Source organism: Massilia sp. UYP34 (assembly GCF_056279385.1).
The window spans coordinates 56851-80635 of the sequence record NZ_JBWBRF010000013.1; the positions used below are offsets into that span (position 1 = coordinate 56851).

Annotated in this window: 17 protein-coding genes; 7 read left to right on the top strand and 10 right to left on the bottom strand. The window is 66.6% G+C overall.

The genetic code is table 11. The features are described from left to right. The first annotated feature begins 152 nt into the window (after positions 1-152). The 4 genes from purB (at position 153) to ACZ9AQ_RS17990 (ending at position 3636) form a co-directional block, all read left to right on the top strand. Complete coding sequence (gene purB / locus ACZ9AQ_RS17975) at positions 153-1532, top strand: adenylosuccinate lyase (protein WP_429205764.1); 1380 nt, start codon at positions 153-155, stop codon at positions 1530-1532. A 376-nt stretch (positions 1533-1908) separates the two neighbouring features. After that, positions 1909-2457 carry a cytochrome b gene (locus ACZ9AQ_RS17980; RefSeq protein ID WP_429205766.1) on the top strand — a complete coding sequence of 183 codons (549 nt, stop codon included), beginning with the start codon at positions 1909-1911 and terminating at the stop codon, positions 2455-2457. Continuing rightward, a complete protein-coding gene (locus tag ACZ9AQ_RS17985; protein WP_429205767.1) occupies positions 2454-3008 on the top strand; it encodes a YceI family protein in 555 nt (184 codons plus the stop codon). Before ACZ9AQ_RS17980 ends, ACZ9AQ_RS17985 begins: the two co-directional genes overlap by 4 nt. Positions 3009-3066: 58 nt before the next feature. Then, positions 3067-3636, top strand: a complete 570-nt coding sequence (locus ACZ9AQ_RS17990; protein WP_429205769.1) for a YceI family protein — start codon at positions 3067-3069, stop codon at positions 3634-3636. 100 nt (positions 3637-3736) lie between these two features. On the opposite strand, the gene ACZ9AQ_RS17995 is transcribed toward ACZ9AQ_RS17990, so the two are convergent. Then, on the bottom strand, positions 3737-5059 hold the full coding sequence (locus ACZ9AQ_RS17995) for a hypothetical protein (protein WP_429205771.1): 1323 nt from the start codon (positions 5057-5059) through the stop codon (positions 3737-3739). Positions 5060-5358: 299 nt separating this feature from the next. On the opposite strand from ACZ9AQ_RS17995, the gene ACZ9AQ_RS18000 reads away from it, so the two are divergent. The 3 genes from ACZ9AQ_RS18000 to ACZ9AQ_RS18010 all read left to right on the top strand — a co-directional run bounded on the left by ACZ9AQ_RS18000 (position 5359) and on the right by ACZ9AQ_RS18010 (position 9280). Next, positions 5359-5628 (top strand): GlsB/YeaQ/YmgE family stress response membrane protein, encoded by a 270-nt coding sequence (locus tag ACZ9AQ_RS18000; RefSeq protein WP_123067791.1) that lies wholly within the window; start codon positions 5359-5361, stop codon positions 5626-5628. Positions 5629-5709: 81 nt separating this feature from the next. Next, complete coding sequence (gene cls / locus ACZ9AQ_RS18005; RefSeq protein ID WP_429205773.1) at positions 5710-6975, top strand: cardiolipin synthase; 1266 nt, start codon at positions 5710-5712, stop codon at positions 6973-6975. 145 nt (positions 6976-7120) lie between these two features. Next, positions 7121-9280 (top strand): S46 family peptidase, encoded by a 2160-nt coding sequence (locus tag ACZ9AQ_RS18010; protein ID WP_429205775.1) that lies wholly within the window; start codon positions 7121-7123, stop codon positions 9278-9280. Between the two features lie 92 nt (positions 9281-9372). On the opposite strand, the gene ACZ9AQ_RS18015 is transcribed toward ACZ9AQ_RS18010, so the two are convergent. The 9 genes from ACZ9AQ_RS18015 to ACZ9AQ_RS18055 form a co-directional block, all read right to left on the bottom strand. After that, a complete protein-coding gene (locus tag ACZ9AQ_RS18015) occupies positions 9373-10032 on the bottom strand; it encodes a CatA-like O-acetyltransferase (RefSeq protein WP_429205777.1) in 660 nt (219 codons plus the stop codon). 13 nt (positions 10033-10045) lie between these two features. After that, positions 10046-11527: an APC family permease gene (locus ACZ9AQ_RS18020; protein WP_429205778.1), complete on the bottom strand. Its 1482-nt coding sequence runs from the start codon at positions 11525-11527 to the stop codon at positions 10046-10048. A gap of 214 nt (positions 11528-11741) precedes the next feature. Further along, positions 11742-12854, bottom strand: coding sequence for an NADH:flavin oxidoreductase/NADH oxidase (locus ACZ9AQ_RS18025; RefSeq protein ID WP_429205780.1), 1113 nt, complete (start codon positions 12852-12854; stop codon positions 11742-11744). 101 nt (positions 12855-12955) lie between these two features. Beyond that, entirely contained in the window at positions 12956-13942 is a 987-nt protein-coding gene (locus ACZ9AQ_RS18030; RefSeq protein WP_429205782.1) for a succinylglutamate desuccinylase, read from the bottom strand. A 3-nt stretch (positions 13943-13945) separates the two neighbouring features. After that, on the bottom strand, positions 13946-18649 hold the full coding sequence (locus tag ACZ9AQ_RS18035; protein ID WP_429205784.1) for an NAD-glutamate dehydrogenase domain-containing protein: 4704 nt from the start codon (positions 18647-18649) through the stop codon (positions 13946-13948). Positions 18650-18763: 114 nt separating this feature from the next. After that, positions 18764-20104: an N-succinylarginine dihydrolase gene (astB, locus tag ACZ9AQ_RS18040; RefSeq protein WP_429205786.1), complete on the bottom strand. Its 1341-nt coding sequence runs from the start codon at positions 20102-20104 to the stop codon at positions 18764-18766. Positions 20105-20107: 3 nt separating this feature from the next. Next, a complete protein-coding gene (astD, locus tag ACZ9AQ_RS18045; RefSeq protein ID WP_429205788.1) occupies positions 20108-21604 on the bottom strand; it encodes a succinylglutamate-semialdehyde dehydrogenase in 1497 nt (498 codons plus the stop codon). Continuing rightward, a complete protein-coding gene (gene astA / locus ACZ9AQ_RS18050) occupies positions 21597-22670 on the bottom strand; it encodes an arginine N-succinyltransferase (protein WP_429205789.1) in 1074 nt (357 codons plus the stop codon). The genes astD and astA overlap by 8 nt, the downstream gene beginning before the upstream one ends. After that, positions 22661-23722: an arginine N-succinyltransferase gene (locus tag ACZ9AQ_RS18055; RefSeq protein WP_429205791.1), complete on the bottom strand. Its 1062-nt coding sequence runs from the start codon at positions 23720-23722 to the stop codon at positions 22661-22663. Before ACZ9AQ_RS18055 ends, astA begins: the two co-directional genes overlap by 10 nt. Between the last annotated feature and the right edge of the window lie 63 nt (positions 23723-23785).

Consider the following 23785-nt stretch of genomic DNA (forward strand, 5'->3'; position numbering starts at 1 on the left):
GTCGCAGTTGGGAATCGAAGCCCAGTATAACATCGGGCCCTGCAGCAAAACCTGCGCTGTCGCCGCCCCAACACAGTCGTGCACCGCAGCATGCGCAAGGGTTCGCCGCCCGTCCGGTGGTAAAATCCGCGTTTTTGACCGCCACTGCTGCCATGACCTCTACCGCCCTGTCCCCTACCTTGTCGGCCCTGTCCCCGCTCGACGGCCGTTACGCTTCGAAAACCGACAAGCTGCGCCCGATCCTGTCGGAAACTGGTTTCATGCACCACCGCGTGAAGGTCGAGATCGCGTGGCTGCAGGCGCTGTCGCAGGCCGGCTTTGCCGAGATCAAGCCGTTCTCGGCTGACGCGATCGCTCACCTCGACAAGCTCGCCGCGCAATTTGGCGAACAGGATGCCGCGCGCATCAAGGAAATCGAAGCGGTCACCAACCATGACGTCAAGGCGGTCGAATACTGGCTCAAGGAACAGGTCAAGGACGTGCCGGAACTGGTCGCGGCCAGCGAGTTCATCCACTTCGCCTGCACCTCGGAAGACATCAACAACACCTCGCACGGCATGATGCTGAAAAGCGCGCGCGACGGCGTGCTGCTGCCGGCCCTGCAGGCCATCATCGCGAAACTGACCGAGATCGCCCACGCCAACGCGGCGCTGCCAATGCTGTCGCGCACCCACGGCCAGACCGCCAGCCCGACGACGCTCGGCAAGGAATTCGCCAACGTGGTCGCGCGCCTGCAACGCGCGGTCAAGCGCATCGCCGACGTCGAGATCCTGGGCAAGATGAATGGCGCGGTCGGCAACTACAACGCGCACCTGTCGGCGTATCCGGAATTCGACTGGCCAAGCTTCTCGAAGAACGTGATCGAGCAGCGCCTGGGCTTGAGCTTCAATCCGTACACGATCCAGATCGAGCCGCACGACTACATGGCCGAGATGTTCGACGCGATCGCGCGCACCAACACCATCCTGCTCGACCTGAACCGCGACATCTGGACCTATGTGTCGCTGGGCTACTTCAAGCAGAAGCTGCGGGCCGGCGAAATCGGTTCGTCGACCATGCCGCACAAGGTCAACCCGATCGACTTCGAGAACTCGGAAGGCAACCTGGGCCTGGCCAATGCGATGCTGCGCCACATGGCCGACAAGCTGCCGGTCTCGCGCATGCAGCGCGACCTGACCGATTCGACGGTGCTGCGCAATATCGGCGTCGGCTTCGGCTACGCCCTGCTGGCCTACGACAGCTGCCTGCGCGGCCTGAACAAGCTCGAAGTCAACGCCGCCCGCCTGGAGCAGGACCTGGATGCGAACTGGGAAGTGCTGGCCGAGCCGGTGCAGACCGTGATGCGCCGCTACGGCATCGCCAATCCCTACGAGCAGCTGAAGGAACTGACCCGCGGCAAGGGCATCACGCGCGACGCACTGCGCGAGTTCATCGAGACCCTGGCCGTGCCGCAGGAAGCCAAGGACCTGATGCTGGCGATGACGCCGGCAAACTACACCGGCCTGGCGGCAAAGCTGGCGGCCGATATCTGACACCGCGTCGATCGATGCCGCCGCTGCGGCGGCATCGCCTCAGTAACCTACCTCAGTAACCCACCTCAGCTCCCCACCCGCCCGCGGCTCGCACCGCGCGCGGTACATCACGCCGACGCGCGCGTCCAGCGCCATGCAAGAAGGCATGGCGACGGCCGCCGGCCAGACAGGCGGCCGCCCCCGTGACCGACACGAGGCCAAGGCAACAATCAGCAACAAAAATTCATCGCCGGCTGGTCATGCGGTCGCGCCGGATACTGCGTTTTTTACAAGTCCGTGCTAGTGTTGCGACAGAAATTCAAGCCCGGCAGCAGCGTGAGCGCTTTTTTGCTATAGTTGGTTAGTTCTAACTCGTACTAATTGCCTGAACACAAACATGCGCCGCTATACGATGCCCGCAATCGTGCTGCACTGGCTGATCGCCATCGCCATCGTCGGCACCTTCACGCTCGGCCTGGTCATGACCGACATCCAGGGCATCAGCATGGCCAAGATCCGCTACACCAACTGGCATAAATGGGCTGGCGTCACCGTGCTCGGCCTGGCGGCGCTGCGCCTCTTGTGGCGCCTGTTCAACCACCCGCCGCAGTATGCCGACGCCATGCCGGCCTGGCAGCGCGGCGCCGCGCATGGCCTGCACGGCCTGCTGTACGTGCTGATGTTCGCGGTGCCGCTGTCGGGCTATTTCTTCAGCCTGGCGGCCGGCTTCCCGGTCGTCTATTTCAGCGAGATCCCGCTGCCGGTGCTGATCGGGCCCGATCCCGCGCTGCGCGCCGTGCTGCGCGACGTGCACTACTGGCTCAATATGCTGCTGGCCGCCCTGGTGGCCCTGCACGTGCTGGCCGCGTTCAAGCACCTGCTGGTCGACCGCGACGGCGTGATGCAGCGCATGCTCCCCATCCCTACCCCGAAGGAAAAACGATGAACCCATTCAAGGCTCTGCTGGTGGCAACCCTGGTCGGCGCCAGCGCCATCGCCGCCGCCGTCCCGCTCAAGACCGACCCGGCCAGGAGCAGCGTCTCGGCCGTGTTCAAGCAGATGAACGTGCCGGTGGAAGCGCCGTTTCGCAGCTTCAGCGCCAGCATCGACTATGACGCGGCCAAGCCGGCCGCCTCGAAAGCGAGCGTCGAGATCAATACCGCCAGCTTCGACATCGGCGACCCGATGTACAACAAGGAAGTCGCCAAGAAGGAATGGTTCAATTCCGCGCAATTCCCTAAGGCCAGCTTCGTGTCCACCAGCATCGCACCAAACGGCGCCGGCAAGCTGACCGTGTCGGGCAAGCTGACCCTGAAAGGGAAAACCGCCGACGTCAGCTTCCCGCTGGCGGTCAAGGCCGAAGGCGGCAAACAGGTATTCGAGGGTCAGTTGCCGATCAGGCGGCTGGCCTTCAACATCGGCGAAGGCGAGTGGAAGGACACGAGCATGGTCGCCGACGAAGTCGTGATCAAGTTCCGCGTCACCGCGGCGCCTTGACCCCAATCACACACCTCACCACACCTCACCACCCACTCACAAAAGGGAACATCACCACATGAAGATCAAGCACCTGATCGCGGCCGCCGCCGCCCTCGCCGCCAGCACCGCCTTCGCCGCGCCGGTCACCTATGACATCGAGCCGAACCACACCTACCCGAGCTTCGAAGCCGACCACATGGGCCTGTCGGTATGGCGCGGCAAGTTCAACAAGTCGAGCGGCACCGTGACCCTGGACCGCGAAGCCAAGACCGGCTCGCTGGACATCACCGTCGACATCAACAGCATCGACTTCGGCCATGAAAAGATGAACGAGCACGCCAAGAAGCCGGACATTTTCGATGCCGCCAAGTACCCGACCGCGACCTTCAAGTCGAAGTCGATCAAGTACACCGGCGACGTGCCGACCTCGGTCGACGGCGAGCTGACCCTGCACGGCGTGACCAAGCCGCTGACCCTGCAGATCAACAAGTTCAAGTGCATCATGCACCCGATGCTCAAGAAAGAAGCCTGCGGCGCCGACGTGGTGGGCACCTTCAAGCGCGACGACTTCGGCATCAGCTTCGGCCTGCCGAACTTCTCGCCGGAAGTGAAGCTGGCGATCCAGGTCGAAGCCGTCAAGCGCTGATCGGTCGCACAATCGATCGCATCATATAAAAAACCCCATGTAAAAAGCCCCGCCGGACAAGCCGGCGGGGCTTTTTTACGTGCGTTTCAACGCCGTGCGATCAGCGTCCGTCGCGGTCGAAATCGCCCGGAATCGCGCGCTCGACGCGGTGCCAACCAGCGCGGGTGGCCGCCTTGGCCTGGTCCCACTGCAGGCGCGAGTTGCCCTTCGAGCGTTCCCACTCGCCGGCCAGGTGGCTTTCGTTGGCGTCATAGCCGCCATCGTACTTGCCATAGCTGTTGTAGCCCAGCGCATAGGCCGGCTCATAGTCGTCGTAGGTGTAGCCCGGCGAGTAATACGGCTGAGTCTGGTACTGGGTGCGCCAGTACTCGTTTTCCTCGTGCGGATTGACCATGTGGCCGACGCCCTTGCCGGCTGCGCCGCCCGCCAGGCCGCCGATCGCCGCGCCCGCCGCCACGCCCAGCGGGCCGGCCGCGGCGCCGATGATCGCGCCCGCGGTGGCGCCGCCGCCGGCGCCCACGCCCTGCGCCAGGTTATGGTCATGCAGTTCGTCGCTGGCTTTCGGATTGACGACCTCGCCCGCGCCGCGGCCCGCCGCACCGCCGGCCAGGCCGCCGACCACGGCGCCCGCCGCCATCCCGATCGGGCCGCCCACGGCGCCGACCGCCGCACCGGCGGCCGCGCCGGTGCCGGCGCCCACGCCCTTGGCCAGGTGGTGTTCAGCCAGGTCGTCGCCGGCCTTCGGATTGACCACTTCGCCCACACCCTTGCCGGCGATGCCGCCAGCCACGCCGCCGACCACGGCGCCGGCCACGGTGCCGATCGGACCGGCCACGGTGCCGACCGTGGCGCCCAGCGCCGCGCCGCCCGCGATGCCCAGGCCGGCGCCGATCACGTGCGAGCCGCCCTGCTTGGTCCAGTTTTCCTCGATATGGGCCGCGTCCTCGTCCGAGCGGGCATGCACGCCCATCAGGATGCCGCCGTTCTTGATGCCTTCTTCATAGTGCGCGGCGCGTTCTTCGGGAATGCCGGCGCCGATCAGCGCACCGATCAGGCCGCCCGTGATGCCGCCTGCGCCGGCGCCGGCCAGGGCCGCCGCCAGTGGACCAGCGACGACCACGCCCAGGCCCGGCAGCACCAGGGTCGTGCCCACGGCAGCGATACCGGCCAGCACGGCGCCGATGGTGCCGCCGATGCCGGCGCCGATGCCCGCGCCTTCGGCCGCCTTGCTGCCCAGTTCCGTATCTTTATCCGCGAAGTGGGTCTGGCGGGTAGCGTCGGACATCATCAGGTTGACGTCGTCGCGGCTGTAGCCGCGGTCGGACACGGTGCCATAGGCACGCTCGGCGCTGGCGCGGTCGGGGAACAGGCCCGTGACCATGCGCTGGTTCTGGTTCTGACGATTGGTGTCGAAGCTGCTCATGACGAATCCTTTCTGGTAGATGGGTGGCCAGGCGCTGTGAAGCGGCACTGCCAGGGACGTCCACCTTATTCCGCTCTGCCTTATGGCTCTGTTCGTTCACGCACCCTTCGGCGCTGACCCGCCGTATTCCGCAGCAACAGTGAGATGACACCGGGCCGGTGCATGAACAGCGATGCAAAAACGCTATCTAACGTGAGTTGCCGCACCGACTTGATGGGGGAGCATCTCTAGACTTTTTCCCATGGTCACGGCAATTGTTGGGCCTGGGAGTATGTCTTTCAACTTGAGGAGGAAGCACCATGTTATTCATCATCTGGATCGTCGTCGGCGGCATCCTTGGCTGGCTTGCCAGCATGGTCATGAAGACCGACGCAGAGCAAGGCATCATTCTTAATGTGGTCGTTGGTATCATCGGCGCCTTCCTGGGCGGCTGGCTGCTGTCGCCGCTGTTTGGCACCGGCACCATCAACTCGGACGACTTCAGCGTCGCTTCGCTCCTGGTATCGTTCCTGGGCGCGGTCATCCTGTTGGCCATCGTCAACCTGCTGCGTCGCGGCCGCGTTCGTTAATGCGGGCAAGGCGCTATTCCTAAAAACCAACGCTGCGGCGTTGGTTTTTTTTCCTCTGTGGTTTTATTGATGAGCTCAAAAATGTTCTGGACAGTGTTGATCACGATCGCCGCGACGCTGGTACTCGGTGTGCTGGCGCTGAATTTCATGCCGAGCGAAAAGCAGATCGAGCGGCAGCTGACGCGGCAGTACGATACCCACGACCCGCAATTCCGGCGCTCGATGGGCGTCCTGCTGGGACCACCGATTCTCGAAGGTAACAAGGTCGATGCCCTGGTCAATGGCGACGAGATCTTCCCGGCCATGCTGGCCGCGATCCGCCAGGCGGAAAAGACGATCACGCTGGAAACCTATATCTACTGGTCGGAATCGATCGGCAAGGAATTCTCCGAAGCGCTGTCCGAGCGCGCACGCGCCGGCGTCAAGGTCCACGTCATGCTCGACTTCATGGGCAGCATGAAGATGGACAATGCGCTGGTGGACGAGATGAAGAAAGCCGGCGTACGCGTGCAGCGCTACCACAAGCCGGTCTGGTGGAAGCTGGCGCGCATGAACAACCGCACCCACCGCAAGCTGCTGGTCATCGACGGCAAGATCGGCTTCACCGGCGGCGTCGGCATCGCCGACCAGTGGCTCGGCAATGCCGAAGACGAAGATCACTGGCGCGACAGCCACTTCCGCGTGGAAGGCCCGGTCGTCGGCCAGATCCAGGCGGTGTTCAACGACAACTGGGTCAAGGCCACCGGCGTGGTGCTGGACGGGCCCGATTATTTCCCGGCGCTGGAGCCGAAGGGCACGATGCCGGCGCAGATGTTCTCCAGCTCGCCGACCGGCGGCAGCGAGAGCATGCACCTGATGTACCTGATGTCGATCACCGCCGCGCGCGAAACGATCGACCTGTCGGCGGCCTATTTCGTGCCGGACGACCTGACCATCCGCACCCTGATCGCGGCGGCGAAACGCGGTGTGCGCGTGCGCCTGATCACGCCCGGCCCGATCATCGATTCCGACCTGGTCAAGGCAGCCTCGCGCGACCGCTGGCCGGAGCTGCTCGACGCCGGCGTGCAGATCTCGGAGTACAAGCCGACCATGTACCACGTCAAGACGCTGATCGTCGACAAGCTGCTGGTGTCGGTCGGCTCGACCAATTTCGACAACCGTTCGTTCAGCATCAACGACGAAGCCAACCTGAACGTGATGGACGAAGGCTTCGCCATGCAGATGAGCGAGATCTACGAACACGACTGGGCCCGGGCGACGCCAGTGACCGAACACAAGTTCGCCAAGCGGCCATGGTGGCAGCGCCTGGCGACATGGGCGGCCTCGCTGGTGGACAAGCAGCTGTAATAAAGATGGAACAAACCACGGCCATTTGACGAAAAAAGGGTTTTTGATTGCGCGCTCGAAATAGCGGTTGACGATCCATCATGGGATTAACGATACTCATGGACGCTTTCCAATCCGAGTATCCCATCCCAACCAGATCACGCGCATGAAAAAGACCCTTCTCTCGCTCGCCATCCTGAGCAGCTTCGCCGCCCACGCGGACGAAGGCATGTGGATGCCGCAACAGCTGCCACAAGTAGCCAAGCAACTGAAAGCCGCCGGCCTCAAGCTGGATCCGGCCAACCTGACCCGCCTGACCGAGTTCCCGATGGGCGCCATCGTCAGCCTGGGCGGGTGCTCGGCTTCGTTCGTGTCGCCGCAAGGCCTGGTGGTCACCAACCACCACTGCGTCTACAACAGCATCGCCGTCAATTCGACCCCGGAGCGCGACCTGCTCAAGAACGGCTTCCTGGCCAAGACCATGGCCGACGAACTGCCGGCCGCGCCCGGCAGCCGCATCTTCGTCACCGACGAGGTCACCAACGTCACCAACCAGATCATCACCCCTGTGGTTGCCAAGCTGACCGGCAAGGCCCGCATCGACGCCATCGAGAAGAACCAGAAGACCCTGGTGGCGGCCTGCGAACAGGATGCCGGCTACCGCTGCACCGTGGCCAGCTTCTACGGCGGCCTGGAGTTCTACCGCCTGAAGCAGCTCGAGATCCGCGACGTGCGCCTGGTGCATGCGCCGGCCGAAGGCGTCGGCAAGTTCGGCGGCGACACCGACAACTGGATGTGGCCGCGCCACACCGGCGACTACGGCTTTTACCGCGCCTATGTGAGCCGCGACGGCAAATCGGCCGAGTTCTCGAAGGACAACGTGCCGTACAAGCCGAAGCACGTCATCAAGCTGGCGCAAGACCACGCCAAGGAAGGCGACTTCGTGATGGTGCTGGGCTACCCTGGCCGCACCAACCGCCACCGCCTGCCGTCCGAAGTGGCGTTCACCTTCGACTGGAACTACCCGGCCTTCGTGCGGGCATCCGGCGAGACCCTGGCCATCATCGACCGCGAGACCAGGAACGATCCGGCCGCGCGCCTGAAATATGCCGGCCAGATCGCCGGCGTGAACAACTACTACAAGAACCGCAAGGGCATGCTGGTCTCGTACCAGAACAGCGACTTCTTGCAGCGCAAGACCGCCGAGCACAACGCGCTCAAGGCCTGGGTGAACGCCGATGCATCGCGCAAGGCGCAATACGGCGCCGACATCGAAGCGGCCGAAAAGCTGATCGCCGAGCGCGACGCCGGCACCAAAAAGGGCTTCTTCCTGACCTACTCGCAGCCGAAGTTCCTGACCTCGGCGCGCACGCTGTACCGCCTGGCCAACGAACGCGCCAAGCCGGACACCGAGCGCAAGACCGGCTACCAGGAACGCGACCTGCCGCGCCTGACCTCGGTCATCGAAGGCCAGGACCGCACCTACGACGAAAAAGTCGACAAGGCGCTGGTGCTGAACTTCCTGAAGCAGTACAACGCGCAGCCGGCCGCCGAGCATGACGCGGCGTTCGACGCCGCCCTCGGCATCAAGCCGGGCATGAGCGAAGCCGAGCTGAAGTCGGCGCTGGACCGCATCTATGCCGGCTCCAGGCTGGCCAACAAGGAAGAGCGCACCGCGTGGCTGAAGAAGTCGCCGGCCGAGTTCAAGGCATCGAACGACAGCTTCATCAAGGCCGCGGTCGCGATGTACGACGCCGACATCAAGGACGAGGAAAAAGGCGAGGAAGCCGCCGGCAAGATCCAGCAAGCCTACGGCAACTATATGAAGGCAAAGATCGCCTACATGAACAGCCGTGGCCAGGCCGTCTACCCGGACGCCAATTCCACGCTGCGCGTCACCTTCGGCAAGATCGCCGGCCGCGACGTGGGCGCCGACGGCACCACCGGCTGGACCGCCTTCACCACCGTGGCCGGCGTGACCGCCAAGCACACCGATGAAGGCGAGTTCGACGCACCGGACAACCAGCTGGCCGCGATCCGGGCGAAGAACTTCGGCAAGTATCAGGACCCGAAACTCAGGACCCTGCCGGTCAACTTCCTGGCGACGCTGGACATCACCGGCGGCAATTCGGGTTCGGCCGCGCTGAACGCCAAGGGCGAGCTGATTGGCCTGGCCTTCGACGGCACCCTGGATTCGATCATCTCGGACTGGGACTTCAACAAGGCCATGACCCGCTCGATCCAGGTCGACAGCCGCTACATGCTGTGGAATATGAAGGAAGTCGACAAGGCGGATAATCTGCTCAAAGAGATGAACGTGCAGTAATCGTTCCTGCATCCCATACAGGCCGCGTCACCGCAAGGGGCGCGGCCTTTTTCATGGGATGTTGCGCAGTTTATTCCTTCGGCGCTGAAAGACTACGCGGCCGCCGGCGAAGCGGCGCGCATCATCGCCGCCAGTTCGGCCGCCATCTGCTGGCCCAGCTGGTAGATGTGGAACCCGTCGACGAAGCCGTGGTGGGCCTGCACCGAGAACGGCAGCACGAGCTTGCCGTCCGCCCCGTCGCGAAAGCGCCCCCAGGCCAGCGACGGAATGTCCGAGCGGCCGACGCGCGTGGTCGGATGCTGGATCGAGGTGAAGTCGAGCCACGGAATGCAGGTGACGAACACCTGGTCCTTGGCGTCGCGCGGCGACAGCGTGGCGTAGCGCTGGTTCAAACCCGTCATGCCCATCGCCTCGAGGCCGGCCGCGCGGCCGCGCGCGACGAATTCGCGCAGGTCGTCGGACCAGTCGAAGGTGGCGAAATTGAGGTCGTCGTTGCGGTTCTTGACGGTGAACGACGGAATCAGGCGCTCGATGCGGATCACGTCGTCGTCGTGGATGCGGTAGCAAAAATTCTCGATCTTCAGGACCGAGCGCAGCGCCGCGCACAGCAGCACGTGGAAGGGCGCCAGGCCCTGCGCCTTGCACCACGGGCGAAAGTCCGGCAGCTCGAGCGGAAAGCACAGGTTGACCGCGGGGCTGTCCATGCCGTCGAACAGCGCGAAACGGTCGCGCCGTCGTTCGAACTTGTCCATCCTGGTTGCCAACTTACCTGGCCTTGTTCAGGCGGCTGTTGCGCATGCCGTATCCGAAGTAGGCAACGACCGCCACCGCCATCCAGATGAAGAACACGCGGAAGGTCGCGGGCGACAGGTCCTTCATGATGTACAGGCAGGCCAGCACCGACAGGCCCGGGATCACGTAGGGGCCGAACGGCACGCGAAAGCCCGGCGGCGCATCAGGCCCCTGGCGCTTGCGGATTACCGGCACCGCGATCGAGACCACCATGAAGGCGGTCAGGGTGCCCATGCTCACCATATCCCACAAGAAGGTGGCGTCGACGCTGCCGGCCACCAGCCCGACCACCACGCACACGATCATGGTGTTCTTCACCGGCGCCTGGGTGCGCGCGCTCACCTTCTGGAACACCTGCGGGATCAGGCCGTCGCGGCTGATCGCGTACAGGATGCGGGTCTGGCCGTAGATCGTCACCAGGGTCACCGAGAACACCGACACCACGGCGCCGGCCGACAGCACCAGCGCCGGCCAGGCCTGGCCGGTGACGTTCTGCAGGATCACCGACAGGCCGGCCTGCTGGCCTTCGAACATATGGGCCGGCTGGGCGCCCATGGCGGCCACCGCGACCAGCATGTAGAACACGGTCACGATGATCAGGGCGGCCAGGATCCCGATCGGCACGTTGCGGCGCGGGTCCTTCACTTCTTCGCCGGCGGTGGCGATGGTGTCCAGGCCGATGAAGGAAAAGAACACGGTGCCGGCGGCGGCGGTCACGCCGGCCATGCCTGCGTAGCCCGAGGCCTCGTTCGTGTTGAAGAAGGGCTCGAAGTTGTTGGCGTCGAAACCGGTGAAGGCGATCGCGGCGAAGAACACCAGGATCGCCAGCTTGATGATCACCATGATGGCGTTGGTGGTGGCCGATTCCCTGGCGCCGCGCACCAGCAGGAAGCCGCACATGATGACCAGGAGGATCGGCGGCAGGTTGATGTTCCCCGGATGGAAGCTCACGGCATGGTGGTCCGAGACGAACATCGGCGAGCGTAGCTGCTCCGGTATCTGCCAGCCGAAGGCATTCATCAGGAAGTTGTTCAGGTAGTCGGACCAGCCGATCGAGGTCGCGCTCGCCGCCAGCCCGTATTCGAGCAGCAGGCAGGCGGCGACGACGAAGGCCGCGAATTCGCCGACGGTGGCGTAGGCGAAGGAATACGAGGAACCCGAGGCCGGGACGCGGCCGGCCAGTTCGGCGTAGCACAGCGCGGTCAGGCCGGCGGTCAGCGCCGCCAGCAGGAACGACAGCACGACCGCGGGACCGGCCTTCGGCACCGCTTCGACCATCGTGAAGAAGATGCCGGTGCCGATCGTGGCGCCCACGCCGATCATGGTCAGGGGGAACAGGCCGAGCGAACGATGCAGGCCGGGCACGGCGCCGGCGACGCCGACGCTGGCGGTCTCCTCGTGATGGCTTGCCGCCGATTTGGTACGTAACAGCTTCTGGCCCAGGGTCTGGTTCACGGCGAGTCCTTCGATGCGCGGTAGTGATCGCGGCGACGGCCGCAGCTCAACAGTCTCAAAACGAAGATGCGATTATAGGTGAGTCCGCCTCCCCCGCAATAAATTGTTTAATAAGATGCATCAGGATGAAGGGGCGCCGCCGCTGCGGCGCCGGGCCGGGTGGCCAACCATGCGGATACCGCCCGCGCCCGAGTTCGAGGCGCGGGCGAACGGATCAGCGCTGGCCCAGCCGGGTTTCGCCGAACAGTTCCTTGTGCTCGCGCGGCTGCGAACGCCAGTACTGCGGCGGCGCGACCACCTGGTCGCCCAGTTCGGCCGCCGCATGCCAGGGCCAGCGCGGGTCGTACAGCATGGCGCGCGCCAGGGCGATGACGTCGGCCTGGTCCCGCTGCAGAATCTCCTCGGCCTGGCGCGCCTCGGTGATCAGGCCCACGCCGATGGTCGGCAAGCCCGTCTCGCGCTTGATGCGCTCGGCGAATTCGATCTGGTAGCCCGGCCCCACCGGAATCTTCTGGAGGGGCGAGACGCCGCCGGTCGAGACGTGGATGAAGTCGCAGCCCTGGGCCTTGAGCGCGTGGGCGAAGCGCACGCTCTGCTCCAGGTCCCAGCCGCCCTCGACCCAGTCGGTGGCCGAGATGCGCATCCCCACCGTCATCCCCGGCACCGCCGCGCGCACGGCGGCCAGCACCTCAAGCGGGTAGCGCATGCGGTTTTCCAGCGAACCGCCATACGCGTCGTCGCGGTGGTTGGCCAGCGGCGACAGGAACTGGTGCAGCAGGTAGCCATGGGCGCCGTGCAGCTCGATCGAGTCCAGGCCCAGCGCCTGGGCGCGGCGGGCGGCGGCCACGAAGGCGTCCTTCACGCGCGCGAGTCCCGCGTCGTCCAGCGCCAGCGGCACGGTCTCGCCGTCGGCATGCGGCACGGCGGACGGGGCTTCGGTCTGCCAGCCGCGCGGCTGGTCGGGCGGGATGTTCGCCCCACCTTCCCACGGCGCTTCGCTCGACGCCTTGCGGCCGGCGTGGGCCAGCTGGACGGCGACCTTGATCGGGGAATGGCGGCGGATCGCGGCGATGACCGGTTCCAGGGCGGCGGCATGTGCGTCGGACCACAGGCCCAGGTCGTCCGGAGAGATGCGGCCTTCGGGGGTGACGGCCGTGGCTTCGATGATCAGGAGCGCGGCGCCGGACAGGGCCAGGCTGCCGAGGTGGATCATGTGCCAGTCGGTAGCTAGGCCGTCGACGGCCGAATATTGGCACATCGGGGCGATGGTGATGCGGTTGGACAGCTCGAGTGAGCCCAGGGAATACGGGGAAAACAGCTTGCTCATGATGACTCCTGCAGATCGGGAATCACCAGTCTAGCCCGGCGGGCGGATTCGTGCAGAAGGCAGCTCGGCGCGCCGCGGCGCGCCTGTGCCAACTGCGCTTGCTAGTCAATCCGCACCACCATGATCCCGGCGCGCAAACCGACGCGCACGTCGGGGTTCGGGAACACGACCAGCTCCTCGTCGTGCTCGACCCGGTAGACCGTGTCGCCATCGACGGCGATCACCTCGCCCCGTTGCAGCGGCGTGAAGTTCCAGGTCTCGCGACCCACGCGCATGCTGAACGCATCGGACAGCTTGGTGATCGACTGCGCCGTCGCGAACACGTGCGGCGCGGCCTTTGCCGCTTGCGCGGGCTGGCCGCGCAGCAAGCGCTCCAGCGCGCCCGACGCATCCGCGAACTGCGACAGGTCGTTCTGCCCCAGCGTGCCGACCCGCCCCAGCTCGACCGTGCTGCCGGCCGCGCCGAGGTGCTCGGACGTGAAATAGCTGTAGGTGCCGGCGGAGGCCGGATTCATGATGATGGCCTGGATCCCGGCCTCGCCCATCCACGCGATCAGGGCGTCGCGCGCCCGGTCCTCGATCAGCTCGGGCACGATCGCGAACATCGGATAGTGCGAGGGCCGGATCGCCGTGTGCAGGTCGAGGTGCCAGCGCCGCGGCCCGCTGCCTTCGAAAAAGGCGCGGGTGACGTCGATCAGCACGTCGGCGCGGCCGGCCTCGAAGGTTCCGGCCAGCGCACCACGCTCGGGACGGAACATGCGGTTCAGGTCCGCATCGACGAAGCGCCTGGCCGCACGGATGGCGTCGATGTTGCCGACGCACAGCATCAAGTCCACCGCCAGCGCTTGCGGCGTGCGCGACAGCGCCTCGACCAGCCAGGCGACCATCTCGATCGGCCCGGTCTCGTCGCCATGCACGCCGACCGACACCAGCACGCTGGGACGGCCGGCATCCGGCAGCGCCGCCTTGACGGTCAGCACGCCGGACGCCGGCTGCGCGACCGCGAAGCCGGCGCGCTCGAAGCGCTGCGCGACCGCGGCGAAATCCGCCTCGGCCAGCGCGCGCACTGCTTCAGGCAATGCGCTCATGACTCAGGCCGCCAGCCGTTCGGGGCTCAGGCCTTCGGACAAGGCCCACACGTCCAGCATCGCCTGCTCCAGGTCGGCCGGCTGGGCGAAGCCGGTCAGGCCGCGCGCGGCCATCACTTCCTCGACCGCCGCTTCCATATTGCCGCCGCTCTCGCCATCCTTGCCGGCACGCTCGATCACCTGCAGCAGCAAACGCTGCTGGGCGCGGCGCAGCGACTGCAGCGCGTAGTTGCGCAGCTGTTCCTGCGACTTGCTCTGCGCCGGCAGCTTCAGGCCCAGTTCCAGCGTGTCGATGCCGACCTTCTGGCGCAGCACGGTGCCGATCTGCAGGAACTGCAGCAGGGTCATGCCGGCAGGACGCTGCACCGACACGGCGGCGAACAGGAACGAGGCCTGCGACTCGATGATCTCGACCGCCTTCCAGGCCGCCGCGAACGGCGCCGGCAGGCCGGTGTGGCCGTCGGCTTCCGAACGGATCTGCGGCGCCTGGCTCTGGTCGGCCTCGGCGAACAAGGTCGACAGTTCCTTGAGGCCGTCCGAATTGGCCGGCAGCGACAGCACGCCTTCGACCGTGGCGCGCAGCATGGCGCGGCTGCGGTTGTCGACCGAGACCGAGACGTCGCGCGGCACCACCAGCGCGTCGGCGTCGAGCGCCTCGAATACCGGCGCCAGGTGCAGCGCCGCCCAGGCGCGCGCCCATGCCTTGACCACTTCGGTCTCGTCGATGCGGTGTTCCAGCGCCAGGTCGCGCAGCATCAGGGGACCGCAGCGGTTGACCGCCTCGTTGGCCAGCACGGTGGCCAGGATGGTGTTGGCCAGCGGATGGTCCAGCGGATCGCGGGTCGCCACCAGCTGGGCCGGGAAGTAGGGACGCAGCAGCGAATCGGCCCATACTTCGTCGGTCAGCGGCAGCGCCGCCAGCGTGCGCTTGAAGCGGTTCTTGACGTTGGCGATGACCACCGCCAGTTCCGGCGCCGTCAGGCCCAGGCCCAGCGACTTGCGGCGCTGCAGTTCGGCGTCCAGCGGCAGTTGTTCGAGCTCGCGCGAAACCGCGCCTTCGGCTTCCAGGTTGCCGATCAGGGCCATGTAGCCGTCGACCACCGCGCTATTGGCCTGCGCCTGCACTTCGCGCGTCAGCAAATGGGTCTGCAGCGTATTGTCGCGCAGGACCAGGCGCTCGATCTCGCCCGTCATCTCGTTCAGGATGCGGTTGCGGTCGGACGCCGGGAGCTTGCCGGCGTTGACTTCGGTGTCGAGCCAGATCTTGACGTTGACTTCGTGGTCCGAGCAATCCACGCCGGCCGAATTGTCGATCGCATCGGTGAAGATGCGGCCGCCGGCGAGCGCGAATTCGATGCGGCCGGCCTGGGTCGCGCCCAGATTGCCGCCCTCGGCCACCACCTTGCAGCGCAGCTCGTTGCCGTTGACGCGGATCGCGTCGTTGGCGCGGTCCTTCACCTGGGCGTGCGTCTCGGTCGAGGCCTTGATGTAGGTGCCGATGCCGCCGTTGTAGAACAGGTCGACCGGGGCCTTGACGATGCGGTGCATCAGTTCCTGCGGCGCCAGCGCCGTCTCTTCGATGCCCAGCACTTCGCGGATCTGCGGCGACAGCGCGATCGAGCGGGCGTTGCGCGGGTACACGCCGCCCCCTGGCGAGATCAGGTTCTTGTCATAGTCTTCCCACGACGAGCGCGGCAGCGCGAACATGCGCTCGCGCTCCTTGAACGACACTTCCACGTCGGGCGTCGGATCGAGGAAGATGTGGCGGTGGTCGAACGCGGCCACCAGCTTCAGTTGGCGCGACAGCAGCACGCCGTTGCCGAACACGTCGCCCGACATGTCGCCCACGCCGGTCATGGTGATCGGGTTGTTGGCCAGGTCGTGGCCCAGTTCGTAGAAGTGGCGCTTGACCGCCTCGAACGCGCCCTTGGCGGTGATGCCCATCTTCTTGTGGTCGTAGCCGTTCGAGCCGCCCGAGGCGAAGGCGTCGCCCAGCCAGAAGCCGCGCTCGACCGCGATGCTGTTGGCGATGTCGGAGAAGGTCGCGGTGCCCTTGTCGGCGGCCACCACCAGGTAAGGATCGTCCCCGTCATGGCGCGTGGTGGCCGCGGGCGGCACGATCGCGCCCTGCACGCGGTTGTCGGTCACTTCCAGCAGGCTGGCGATGAACAGGCGATAGACTGCTTCGCCTTCAGCCGCCACGACCTCGCGCGGGGCGCCGGTCGGCATCTGCTTGCACACGAAGCCGCCCTTCGAGCCGGCCGGCACGATGACGGCGTTCTTGACCATCTGCGCCTTCACCAGGCCCAGCACCTCGGTGCGGTAGTCTTCCATGCGGTCCGACCAGCGCAGGCCGCCGCGCGCGACCGGGCCGCCGCGCAGGTGCACGCCCTCGAAGCGGCGCGAGAACACATAGATCTCGCGGTAGGGACGCGGCTCCGGCGCCAGCGCCAGGTTGCTGGTGTCGACCTTGAAGATGATCTTTTCGCCGCTGTTCTGGAAGTAGTTGGTGCGCACGGTGGCCAGCGCCAAGTCGACCAGCGCGCCCATGATTTCTTCGGTGTCGGCGTGGTTCACGCTCGGCAAGCCGGTCTTGAGGGAGGTCAGCCTGCTGCTGCCTTCGTTGCGCTGATCAAGGCTCAGGCTCGGGTCGAAGCGCTGGATGAAGCCGGCGACGAACTCCTTCACCAGGGCCGGCTGGGTGCGCAGGGTCTCGGCCATGTAGCGCACCGAGAACTTCGAGCCCAGCTGGCGCCAGTAGCTGATGTAGGCGCGCACCAGCTGCACTTCGCGCAGCGACAGGCCGCCTTCGATGGTCAGGCCGTTCATGCGGCCGTCTTCGGCTTCGTCGTTGAACAGGGCACTGAACAATTCTTCGGCCACGGGGGCGATGCCCGGCTTGGCCAGCTTGGCCGCGCTCTCGGCATCGACCGTCAGCGCGGTCACGTAGCGGCGCACGCCGTCCAGGCCGGTGTGGCGGAAGGTCTGCTCGCGGTCGACCGCGATGCCGGCGTTCTGCAGCGCCGGCAGGATGCGCGACAGCGACGGCACGGTCTCGCTCGAATACAGGCGGATCGAGGCGCCGGCGGCGTCCTCGTTCTCGATGCGCGCGGTCACGCGGTCGGGGCGGCATTTGGTGAGCAGCGCATGCACGTCGCGAAACGCCGTTTCGGGCGCGGTCGCGGTCACGAAGTTGACCGGCAGGGTCGGCACGATCTTGCGCATCAGGCTGCGCTGGCGGCTGTCGTCGACCGAGTTGATCAACTCGGCGAAACGGTCGTGCCAGCCATCGAGCACGCCCAGCAGCGGACGCTGGATGTCGCTTTCCAGGTCGAGCGGATAGCGCGCGGCGTGCGCGATCAGGTAGACGCGCGCCAGCGGGCCGTCGGCCACCAGGGTCTGGACGTCGACCTCGCGCGCGCCCGCGCTTTCCTTCAGGGCGCCGGCCAGGCTGGCGGCCACCGCGGCCGAAAAGCGCTCGCGCGGCAGGTAGACCAGCACGTTCAGGTGGCGCTGGTAGACGTCGCGTCGCGCAAAGACCTTCGCGCGCGGCTGCTTGTACAGCGAGACCACGGCGCTGCAGACTTCGGCCAGCCATTCGGGCTCGGCTTCCAGCGCTTCGGTGCGCGGCAGCGACTCGAGGATCTCGATGAACTTCTCGGCGCGGAAGCCTTCCTGGCGCACGCCGGCGATCGTCAGCACGCGCGCCACGCGGCCGCGCGCGAACGGCAGGCGCGCCAGCGGGGTCGAGGTGGCGGCGCGGGTGAACAGGCCGATGAAGCAGTGCTCGCCCAGGATCTTGCCTTGCGCATCCAGGTCGCGCACGCCGATGAAGTCCAGCGGCGCGTCGCGGTGCAGGGTGCCGGCCACGTCGGCCTTGACGATCGACAGGTTTTCGGCGCGCAGCGACAGGGTCTCGAAGTCGCCCGGAATGCTGGCCAGGCAAGTGCCGTAGACCGGGTGCGCGGTATCCTTCAGCACGCCGATGCGGCTCGGGATGTCGCGTTCGAGTTCGCGCGCGCCCGGCTTGACGACGTAGTAGGCATAGCCGAACGGCTCGAAGCCCTCGTTCTTGGCCCACTCGAGGAAGGCCGCGACTTCCTGGCCTTCCGGGGTGCCGGCGGCAGCGGCGGCGGCGGCCACGGCGGTCAGGCGGTCGCCCATGGCGACGGCGTCGCGCTGCACGGTGGCGGCGTCGCTGGCGACCATGCGCAGGCGCGCGGTCAGCTTGTCCAGTTCTTCGAACTGCAATTCATCGTTCAGCAGGCACAGCACGATCGATTCCAGCGGGCTGCCGGCTTCGCCGACCCCGGCCACCGCGCCTTGTCCGTCGCGGCGCACCGGCAGCACGGCGTTCATCACGCCGGCGGCGGTGAGACGTTCGCGGCGCAAGGCCATGACGAAGGAGTCGACCAGGTAGGGGCGGTCGTCGTTCAGAATCAAGAGCGCGGTGGCGATGCCGCCGCGGCCGTCCGAGTAGCGCATGGTGGCGATCTGGGCGCCGGGACCGCTGCGCCTGGCCAGCTGCGAGAACCCTTCCACCAGCACCGGCGCCAGGCTGTGCGGCGCGGTGCCGGCCAGGTCTTCGTCGTCGAGCGAACCGAGCCAGGCGGCGATCAGGGTATTGACCTGCGCGCTGTCGGCGGACTGGTTTGCACCGACCAGAGCGAGCGTCTGGTTGCGCAAATCGTGGGGCATGTCTTTCATCTTGCTTCTCCAAAGTTGGGTGCCTGGTGCGTCTCGGGCTCGTGGCCCGACGCGGCCCTGCTTTTCTAGGCTTACATTCGAGGACAGGGATCTTCCCGCCCGACTACTACATCGTTACAAATCGTATAACCCCGGCAATCGGAGGATGCGGGTGAGTTCTTCCAGCGCCGTCGCGCACTCGAGCGCCAGCTGCGGATCGGCCAGGTCCTTCGGCTCGATGCGGTCGCGGTAATGGCGCTCGACCCAGGCCACCAACTGCGCATACAGCGCCTCGGTCATGATCACGCCCTGGTGCATGGCGGCGGCTTCTTCGGCGGTCAGCGCCACGCGCAGGCGCAGGCAGGCCGGTCCGCCGCCATTGCGCATGCTCTGGCGCAGGTCGAATTCGACCAGTTCGTCGATCGGGCCGCCGCTGGCGACCAGGCCGGCCAGGTAGTTCGACACGGCCGCGTTCTCGCGGCATTCGTGCGGCACCACCAGCGCCATGCGGCCGTCCGGCTTGGACAGCAGCTGGCTGTTGAACAGGTAGCTGGCCACGGCGTCGGCCACCGGCACCTGGCCGCTCGCCACGCGCACCGCCTGCAGCTCGGTATCGACGCCGGCCAGGGCCCGGCGCAGCGCGTCCAGGGTGCCCTGTTCGTCGGCGAACGCCTGCTCGTGGTAGAACAGCACGTTGCCATTGCCGACCGCGATCACGTCGTTGTGGAACACGCCCTGGTCGATCACGTCCGGATTCTGCGCGGCGAACACGGTGCGCGCCGGGTCCAGGCCATGCAGGCGCGCGATCGCCTGCGAGGCTTCCAGCGTCTGGCGCGCCGGGTATTTCCTGGGGCTCGGCGCCGATGGGTCGAACTCCACGCGGCCATAGACGAAGAACTCGACGCCGGCCGCGCCATGGCTGGCGGCAAAGCGCGTGTGGTTGGCGGCGCCCTCGTCGGCGAAGGCCGGCACCGACGGCAAGGCGTCATGCACCACGAAGTGATTGGCGTCGGCGAAGATCGCGCGCAGGGTGCGGGTCGCCTGCAGGTGCTCTTCGGCGCGGTGCAGCTTGTTGTTCAGGTTGGCGGCGGTAAAGTGCACGCGGCCGTCGAGCGAGTCGGCCGATGGGCTGACGGTGCCGGCATTCGCGGTCCACATCGGCGCGGCCGACCAGGCGCAGGCCAGGATCACCGGCGCTTCGCGCCAGGCGCGCGCCAACACATCGGAATCAAGGCCCGAGAAGCCCAGGCTGCGCAGCAACCGGAAGTTCGGCCGGCCCTGCGGCGGCATCACCGCCTGGGCGAAGCCGCGCGCGGCCAGTTCGCGCATCTTGGCCAGACCCTGCAGCGCGGCCTGGCGCGGATTCGAGGCCGAGCGCACGTTGCTGAACGAGGCGACGTTACCGAACGAGAGGCCGGCGTAGTTGTGCGACGGGCCGACCAGGCCGTCGAAGTTGAATTCACGGGCGTCACGCATGCTTCAAGCTCCTTGCGCCGGGAAGACCAGGCCAGGCGACAGCCTGGCCGGCATCTCGAGTTCGGCCGTCTCGATCGAGGCCACCGGATAGGCGCAGTAGTCGGCCGCGTAATAGGCGCTCGGACGGTGGTTGCCCGACTTGCCGACGCCGCCGAACGGCGCCGAGCTGGCCGCGCCCGTGGTCGGGCGGTTCCAGTTGACGATGCCGGCCCTGGCGCGCACGGCAAACCGCTTCCACAAGTCTTCCGACGGCGACAGCAACGCGGCAGCCAGGCCGAATTCGGTGGCGTTGGCCACGCGCAGGGCGTGGTCGAAGTCGTTCACGCGGATCACCTGCAGCAGCGGGCCGAACCATTCTTCATCCGGGATGCCGATGGCATCGGTGGTGTCGACGATGCCGGCGGTGACGAAACCGGCCCTGGTGTCGAGCTGGCGCATCTGCAGCAGGATCGTGCCGCCTTTCGTCGCCATGTCGGCCTGCGCCTGCACCAGGCGCGCCGCGACGGCGCTCGAGACCACCGGCCCCATGAACGGTTGGGGCTCGGCGTTCGACGGGCCGACCTGCAGGTTCGCCGCGACCTCGACCAGACGCTTCAGGAAGGCCTGCCCCGCCTCGTTGTCCTGGATCACCAGGCGGCGCGCGCAGGTGCAGCGCTGGCCGGCCGAGATGAAGGCCGACATCACGGTGTGGTGGACGGCGGCGTCGATATCGAGCGGGTTGTCATTGAGATCCCACACGACCAGCGGATTGTTGCCGCCCATTTCCAGCGCCAGCATCTTGCCCGGCTGGCCGCCGAACTGTTGATGCAAGGCCGCGCCGGTCTGGCTGCTGCCGGTGAACAGCACGCCATCGACCAGCGGCTCCCGTCCCAGCGCGATACCGGTCTCGCGGCCGCCGTTGACCAGATTGAGCACGCCCTTCGGCAGGCCGGCTTTCTCCCATAATTCGACGGTCTTCACCGCGGTGCGCGGCGCGTACTCGCTCGGCTTGAACACCACCGTGTTCCCGGCAATCAGGGCCGGCACGATGTGGCCGTTCGGCAGGTGGCCGGGGAAGTTATAGGGACCATAGACGGCGAACACGCCGTGCGGACGGTGGCGCAGCACGGCGCTGCCGTCGGCGACCTTGCTGGCGCTCTCTCCCGTGCGGGCGCCGTACGCCTGCACCGAGATGTCGATCTTGTTGGCCATGGTCGCCACTTCCGTGCGCGCTTCCCACAGCGGCTTGCCAACCTCCTCGGCGATGGTCGCCGCCAGTTCCTCGGCGTTTTCCTTCAGCAGGTCGCGAAAACGCGTGGCGATGGCGATGCGTTCTTCCAATGGGCGCAGCGCCCAGGCCTCGAAGCTGTCGCGCGCCGCCTGGGCCGCGCGCGCCACGTCTTCTTGCGTCGATTCGTTGCTGGTCCAGGTCTGGCGGCCGGTCGAGGGATCGACGGTGGCCAGTTCGCGACCGCTGCCGGCGAGCCACTCGCCGTTGATGTAGTTCGAGAGATTAGCCATGGGAAGTCTTCCTGGTATTGAGTGTCAGGGTACGCACCTTGTCGCCCGCGCGGCAGCCCAGCTGGGCCAGCTCCTCGGGCTTGAGCACGACGCTGGCGGCGCCCGGCACGGCGCGGGTCAGGATCATCCGGAAGTCGCCGAGGCGGGTGTTCGACACCAGCATGTGCTCGGTGTCCGGCGCAGGTTCGGCCCCGGCGTGATCCTCGACCGGCAGCCCTTCGGCCGCCACCGCCAGCACGCTGTCGCGCACCGCGCGCAGTTCGGACACGCGGCCCTGCAGCACCGGACCTGCGTCGAAGATGTCGACGTAGCCCTCGTAGTGCATGCCCTCCTGCTCCAGCAGGCGCCGCGCCGGCTGGGTCGAGGTGTGCACCTTGCCGATCACGTCGATCGCCGACTGCGGCAGGTAGTCGACGTACAGCGGCTGGCGCGGCATCAGCTCGGCGATGAAGGACTTCTTGCCGATCGCGGTCAGGTCGTCGACGTGGTTGAAGTCCATCTTGAAGAAGTGGCGGCCCAGGCCTTCGTAGAACGGCGAATTGCCCGTTTCGTCCTGGTAGCCGCGCATCTCGGCGATGATCTTTTCGGTGAACAGGTGCTGGAACTGGGCGATGAACAGGAAGCGGCTCTTGGACAGCCACTTGCCGTTGAAGCCGGCGCGGTACTGCGGCAGCAGGAACAGCGAACACAGTTCGGTCGAGCCGGTGAGGTCGTTCGACAGGTACAGCGTCTCCATCCGGGTGAACACGTTCAGCTCGCGGCTGCAGTGCACCAGGGTGCCGATGCGGTAGTTGTAGAACGGCTCGGTCAGGCCGACCGCGCCCTTGATCGCGCACACGCCGGCGATGCTGCGGGCCTCGCCGGCAGGCCCGGTGTGCTCGAGCACGAACATGTAGTCGCGCTGCTCGGGCGGGACGGTTTCGGCGAACGACGCCTCGGACGTGGCCAGGCGCTGGCCCAGCATCGCGGGATCGGGCTTGAGCGTCGTCATGCCGCTGCCGGCCTGGCGCGCCATCTCGATCAGGGCGTCGAGGTCGGAGGACTTGGCGGAACGGATCACGAGCATGCGGGTTCTCCCTGGATGCGCACGCACACCACTTCGTCGCCCGGCGCCACGCCCAGCGCCTGCTGGACGTCGCGCGGCAACGCGATGGTGTGCGCATGTTCGATCGGCGCCGTGCGCACGGTCACGGCGCGAAAACCATTGTCGATGGTGGCCACGGCGTAGTCGACCGGTTCCACGTCCGCTGCGAAGGGCGGGCCGGATTCGGGCCCCGCGCCCACGCGCAGCCGGTGCGAGGCGCAGAACGAGCGCAGCGCGTTCCTGTGCGCCTGCAGGATCGGGCCGCCGTCGAAGATGTCGATGTATTCGTCGGCTTCGAAGCCTTCTTGCGCCAGCAGGTCGAAGGCCATCTGGCCGCCGGGATGGATCTGGCCCAGCGCGGCCTGGGCGTCGCCCGGCAGCAGCGGCACGTAGACCGGGTAGTGCGGCATCAGCTCGACGATCAGGGTGCGGTTGCGGGCGCCCTCGATCAGGCGCTCGGCCTCGAGGAAATCCATCTTGAAGAACTTGCGGCCCAGCGCATTCCAGAACGGCGACTCGCCGTCGCTGTCCAGGCGCCCGGCCAGCGGCACGAAGAAGCGGTCGCCGAAGCGGTGCGGCGCCAGCATGGCGTACAGCAGGCGCGCGCGCGACAGCAGCGCGGCCTCGACGCCGGCGCTGTCGCGGTGGCGCAGGAAGAATCCGGACAGCTGCGAATAGGCGGTCAGCTCGGAGCACAGGGTCAGCGCATGCACGCTGTGGCTGATGTTCAGGTCGCGCGAGACCTGCTGGATCACGTCGTTGCGGAAGGCGAAATAGGTGCCGTTCGAGCCGGCCGAGGCGTGGATGATGGCGGTGCCGACCACTTCGCGCGAGCGCAGGTCTTCCAGCACGAACAGATACGATTCTTCGCTCGGGATATCGACCTGGGCCGCGAACGAGGCGATCGAGCGCTCGACCGCCGCGTTGACGCCCTCGCGCGTGCGCGGCAGCGTGTGCACGCCCGGCATCGAGAGGGCAGCCATCGCTTCCAGCGCGCCGATATCGGCGCGATCTACCGCACGGACAACATACATGGGTACTCCCTGGCGAAACGTAGGTGGAGACAATATGTGGAGACGATGCCCGCGGCCGGCCCG

Excerpts from the sequence above, each read along its gene's own strand:
- ACZ9AQ_RS18025 (WP_429205780.1), bottom strand. The coding sequence starts at position 12,854 with ATGAGCAAGCTGTTTTCCCCGTATTCCCTGGGCTCACTCGAGCTGTCC.
- ACZ9AQ_RS17995 (WP_429205771.1), bottom strand. The coding sequence starts at position 5,059 with ATGAGCAGCTTCGACACCAATCGTCAGAACCAGAACCAGCGCATGGTC.
- astB (WP_429205786.1), bottom strand. The coding sequence starts at position 20,104 with ATGCGTGACGCCCGTGAATTCAACTTCGACGGCCTGGTCGGCCCGTCG.
- cls (WP_429205773.1), top strand. The coding sequence starts at position 5,710 with ATGTTCTGGACAGTGTTGATCACGATCGCCGCGACGCTGGTACTCGGT.
- ACZ9AQ_RS18015 (WP_429205777.1), bottom strand. The coding sequence starts at position 10,032 with ATGGACAAGTTCGAACGACGGCGCGACCGTTTCGCGCTGTTCGACGGC.
- ACZ9AQ_RS18030 (WP_429205782.1), bottom strand. The coding sequence starts at position 13,942 with ATGAGCGCATTGCCTGAAGCAGTGCGCGCGCTGGCCGAGGCGGATTTC.
- ACZ9AQ_RS17980 (WP_429205766.1), top strand. The coding sequence starts at position 1,909 with ATGCGCCGCTATACGATGCCCGCAATCGTGCTGCACTGGCTGATCGCC.
- purB (WP_429205764.1), top strand. The coding sequence starts at position 153 with ATGACCTCTACCGCCCTGTCCCCTACCTTGTCGGCCCTGTCCCCGCTC.
- ACZ9AQ_RS18035 (WP_429205784.1), bottom strand. The coding sequence starts at position 18,649 with ATGAAAGACATGCCCCACGATTTGCGCAACCAGACGCTCGCTCTGGTC.
- ACZ9AQ_RS17990 (WP_429205769.1), top strand. The coding sequence starts at position 3,067 with ATGAAGATCAAGCACCTGATCGCGGCCGCCGCCGCCCTCGCCGCCAGC.
- ACZ9AQ_RS18000 (WP_123067791.1), top strand. The coding sequence starts at position 5,359 with ATGTTATTCATCATCTGGATCGTCGTCGGCGGCATCCTTGGCTGGCTT.
- astA (WP_429205789.1), bottom strand. The coding sequence starts at position 22,670 with ATGCTCGTGATCCGTTCCGCCAAGTCCTCCGACCTCGACGCCCTGATC.
- ACZ9AQ_RS17985 (WP_429205767.1), top strand. The coding sequence starts at position 2,454 with ATGAACCCATTCAAGGCTCTGCTGGTGGCAACCCTGGTCGGCGCCAGC.
- ACZ9AQ_RS18055 (WP_429205791.1), bottom strand. The coding sequence starts at position 23,722 with ATGTATGTTGTCCGTGCGGTAGATCGCGCCGATATCGGCGCGCTGGAA.
- ACZ9AQ_RS18010 (WP_429205775.1), top strand. The coding sequence starts at position 7,121 with ATGAAAAAGACCCTTCTCTCGCTCGCCATCCTGAGCAGCTTCGCCGCC.
- astD (WP_429205788.1), bottom strand. The coding sequence starts at position 21,604 with ATGGCTAATCTCTCGAACTACATCAACGGCGAGTGGCTCGCCGGCAGC.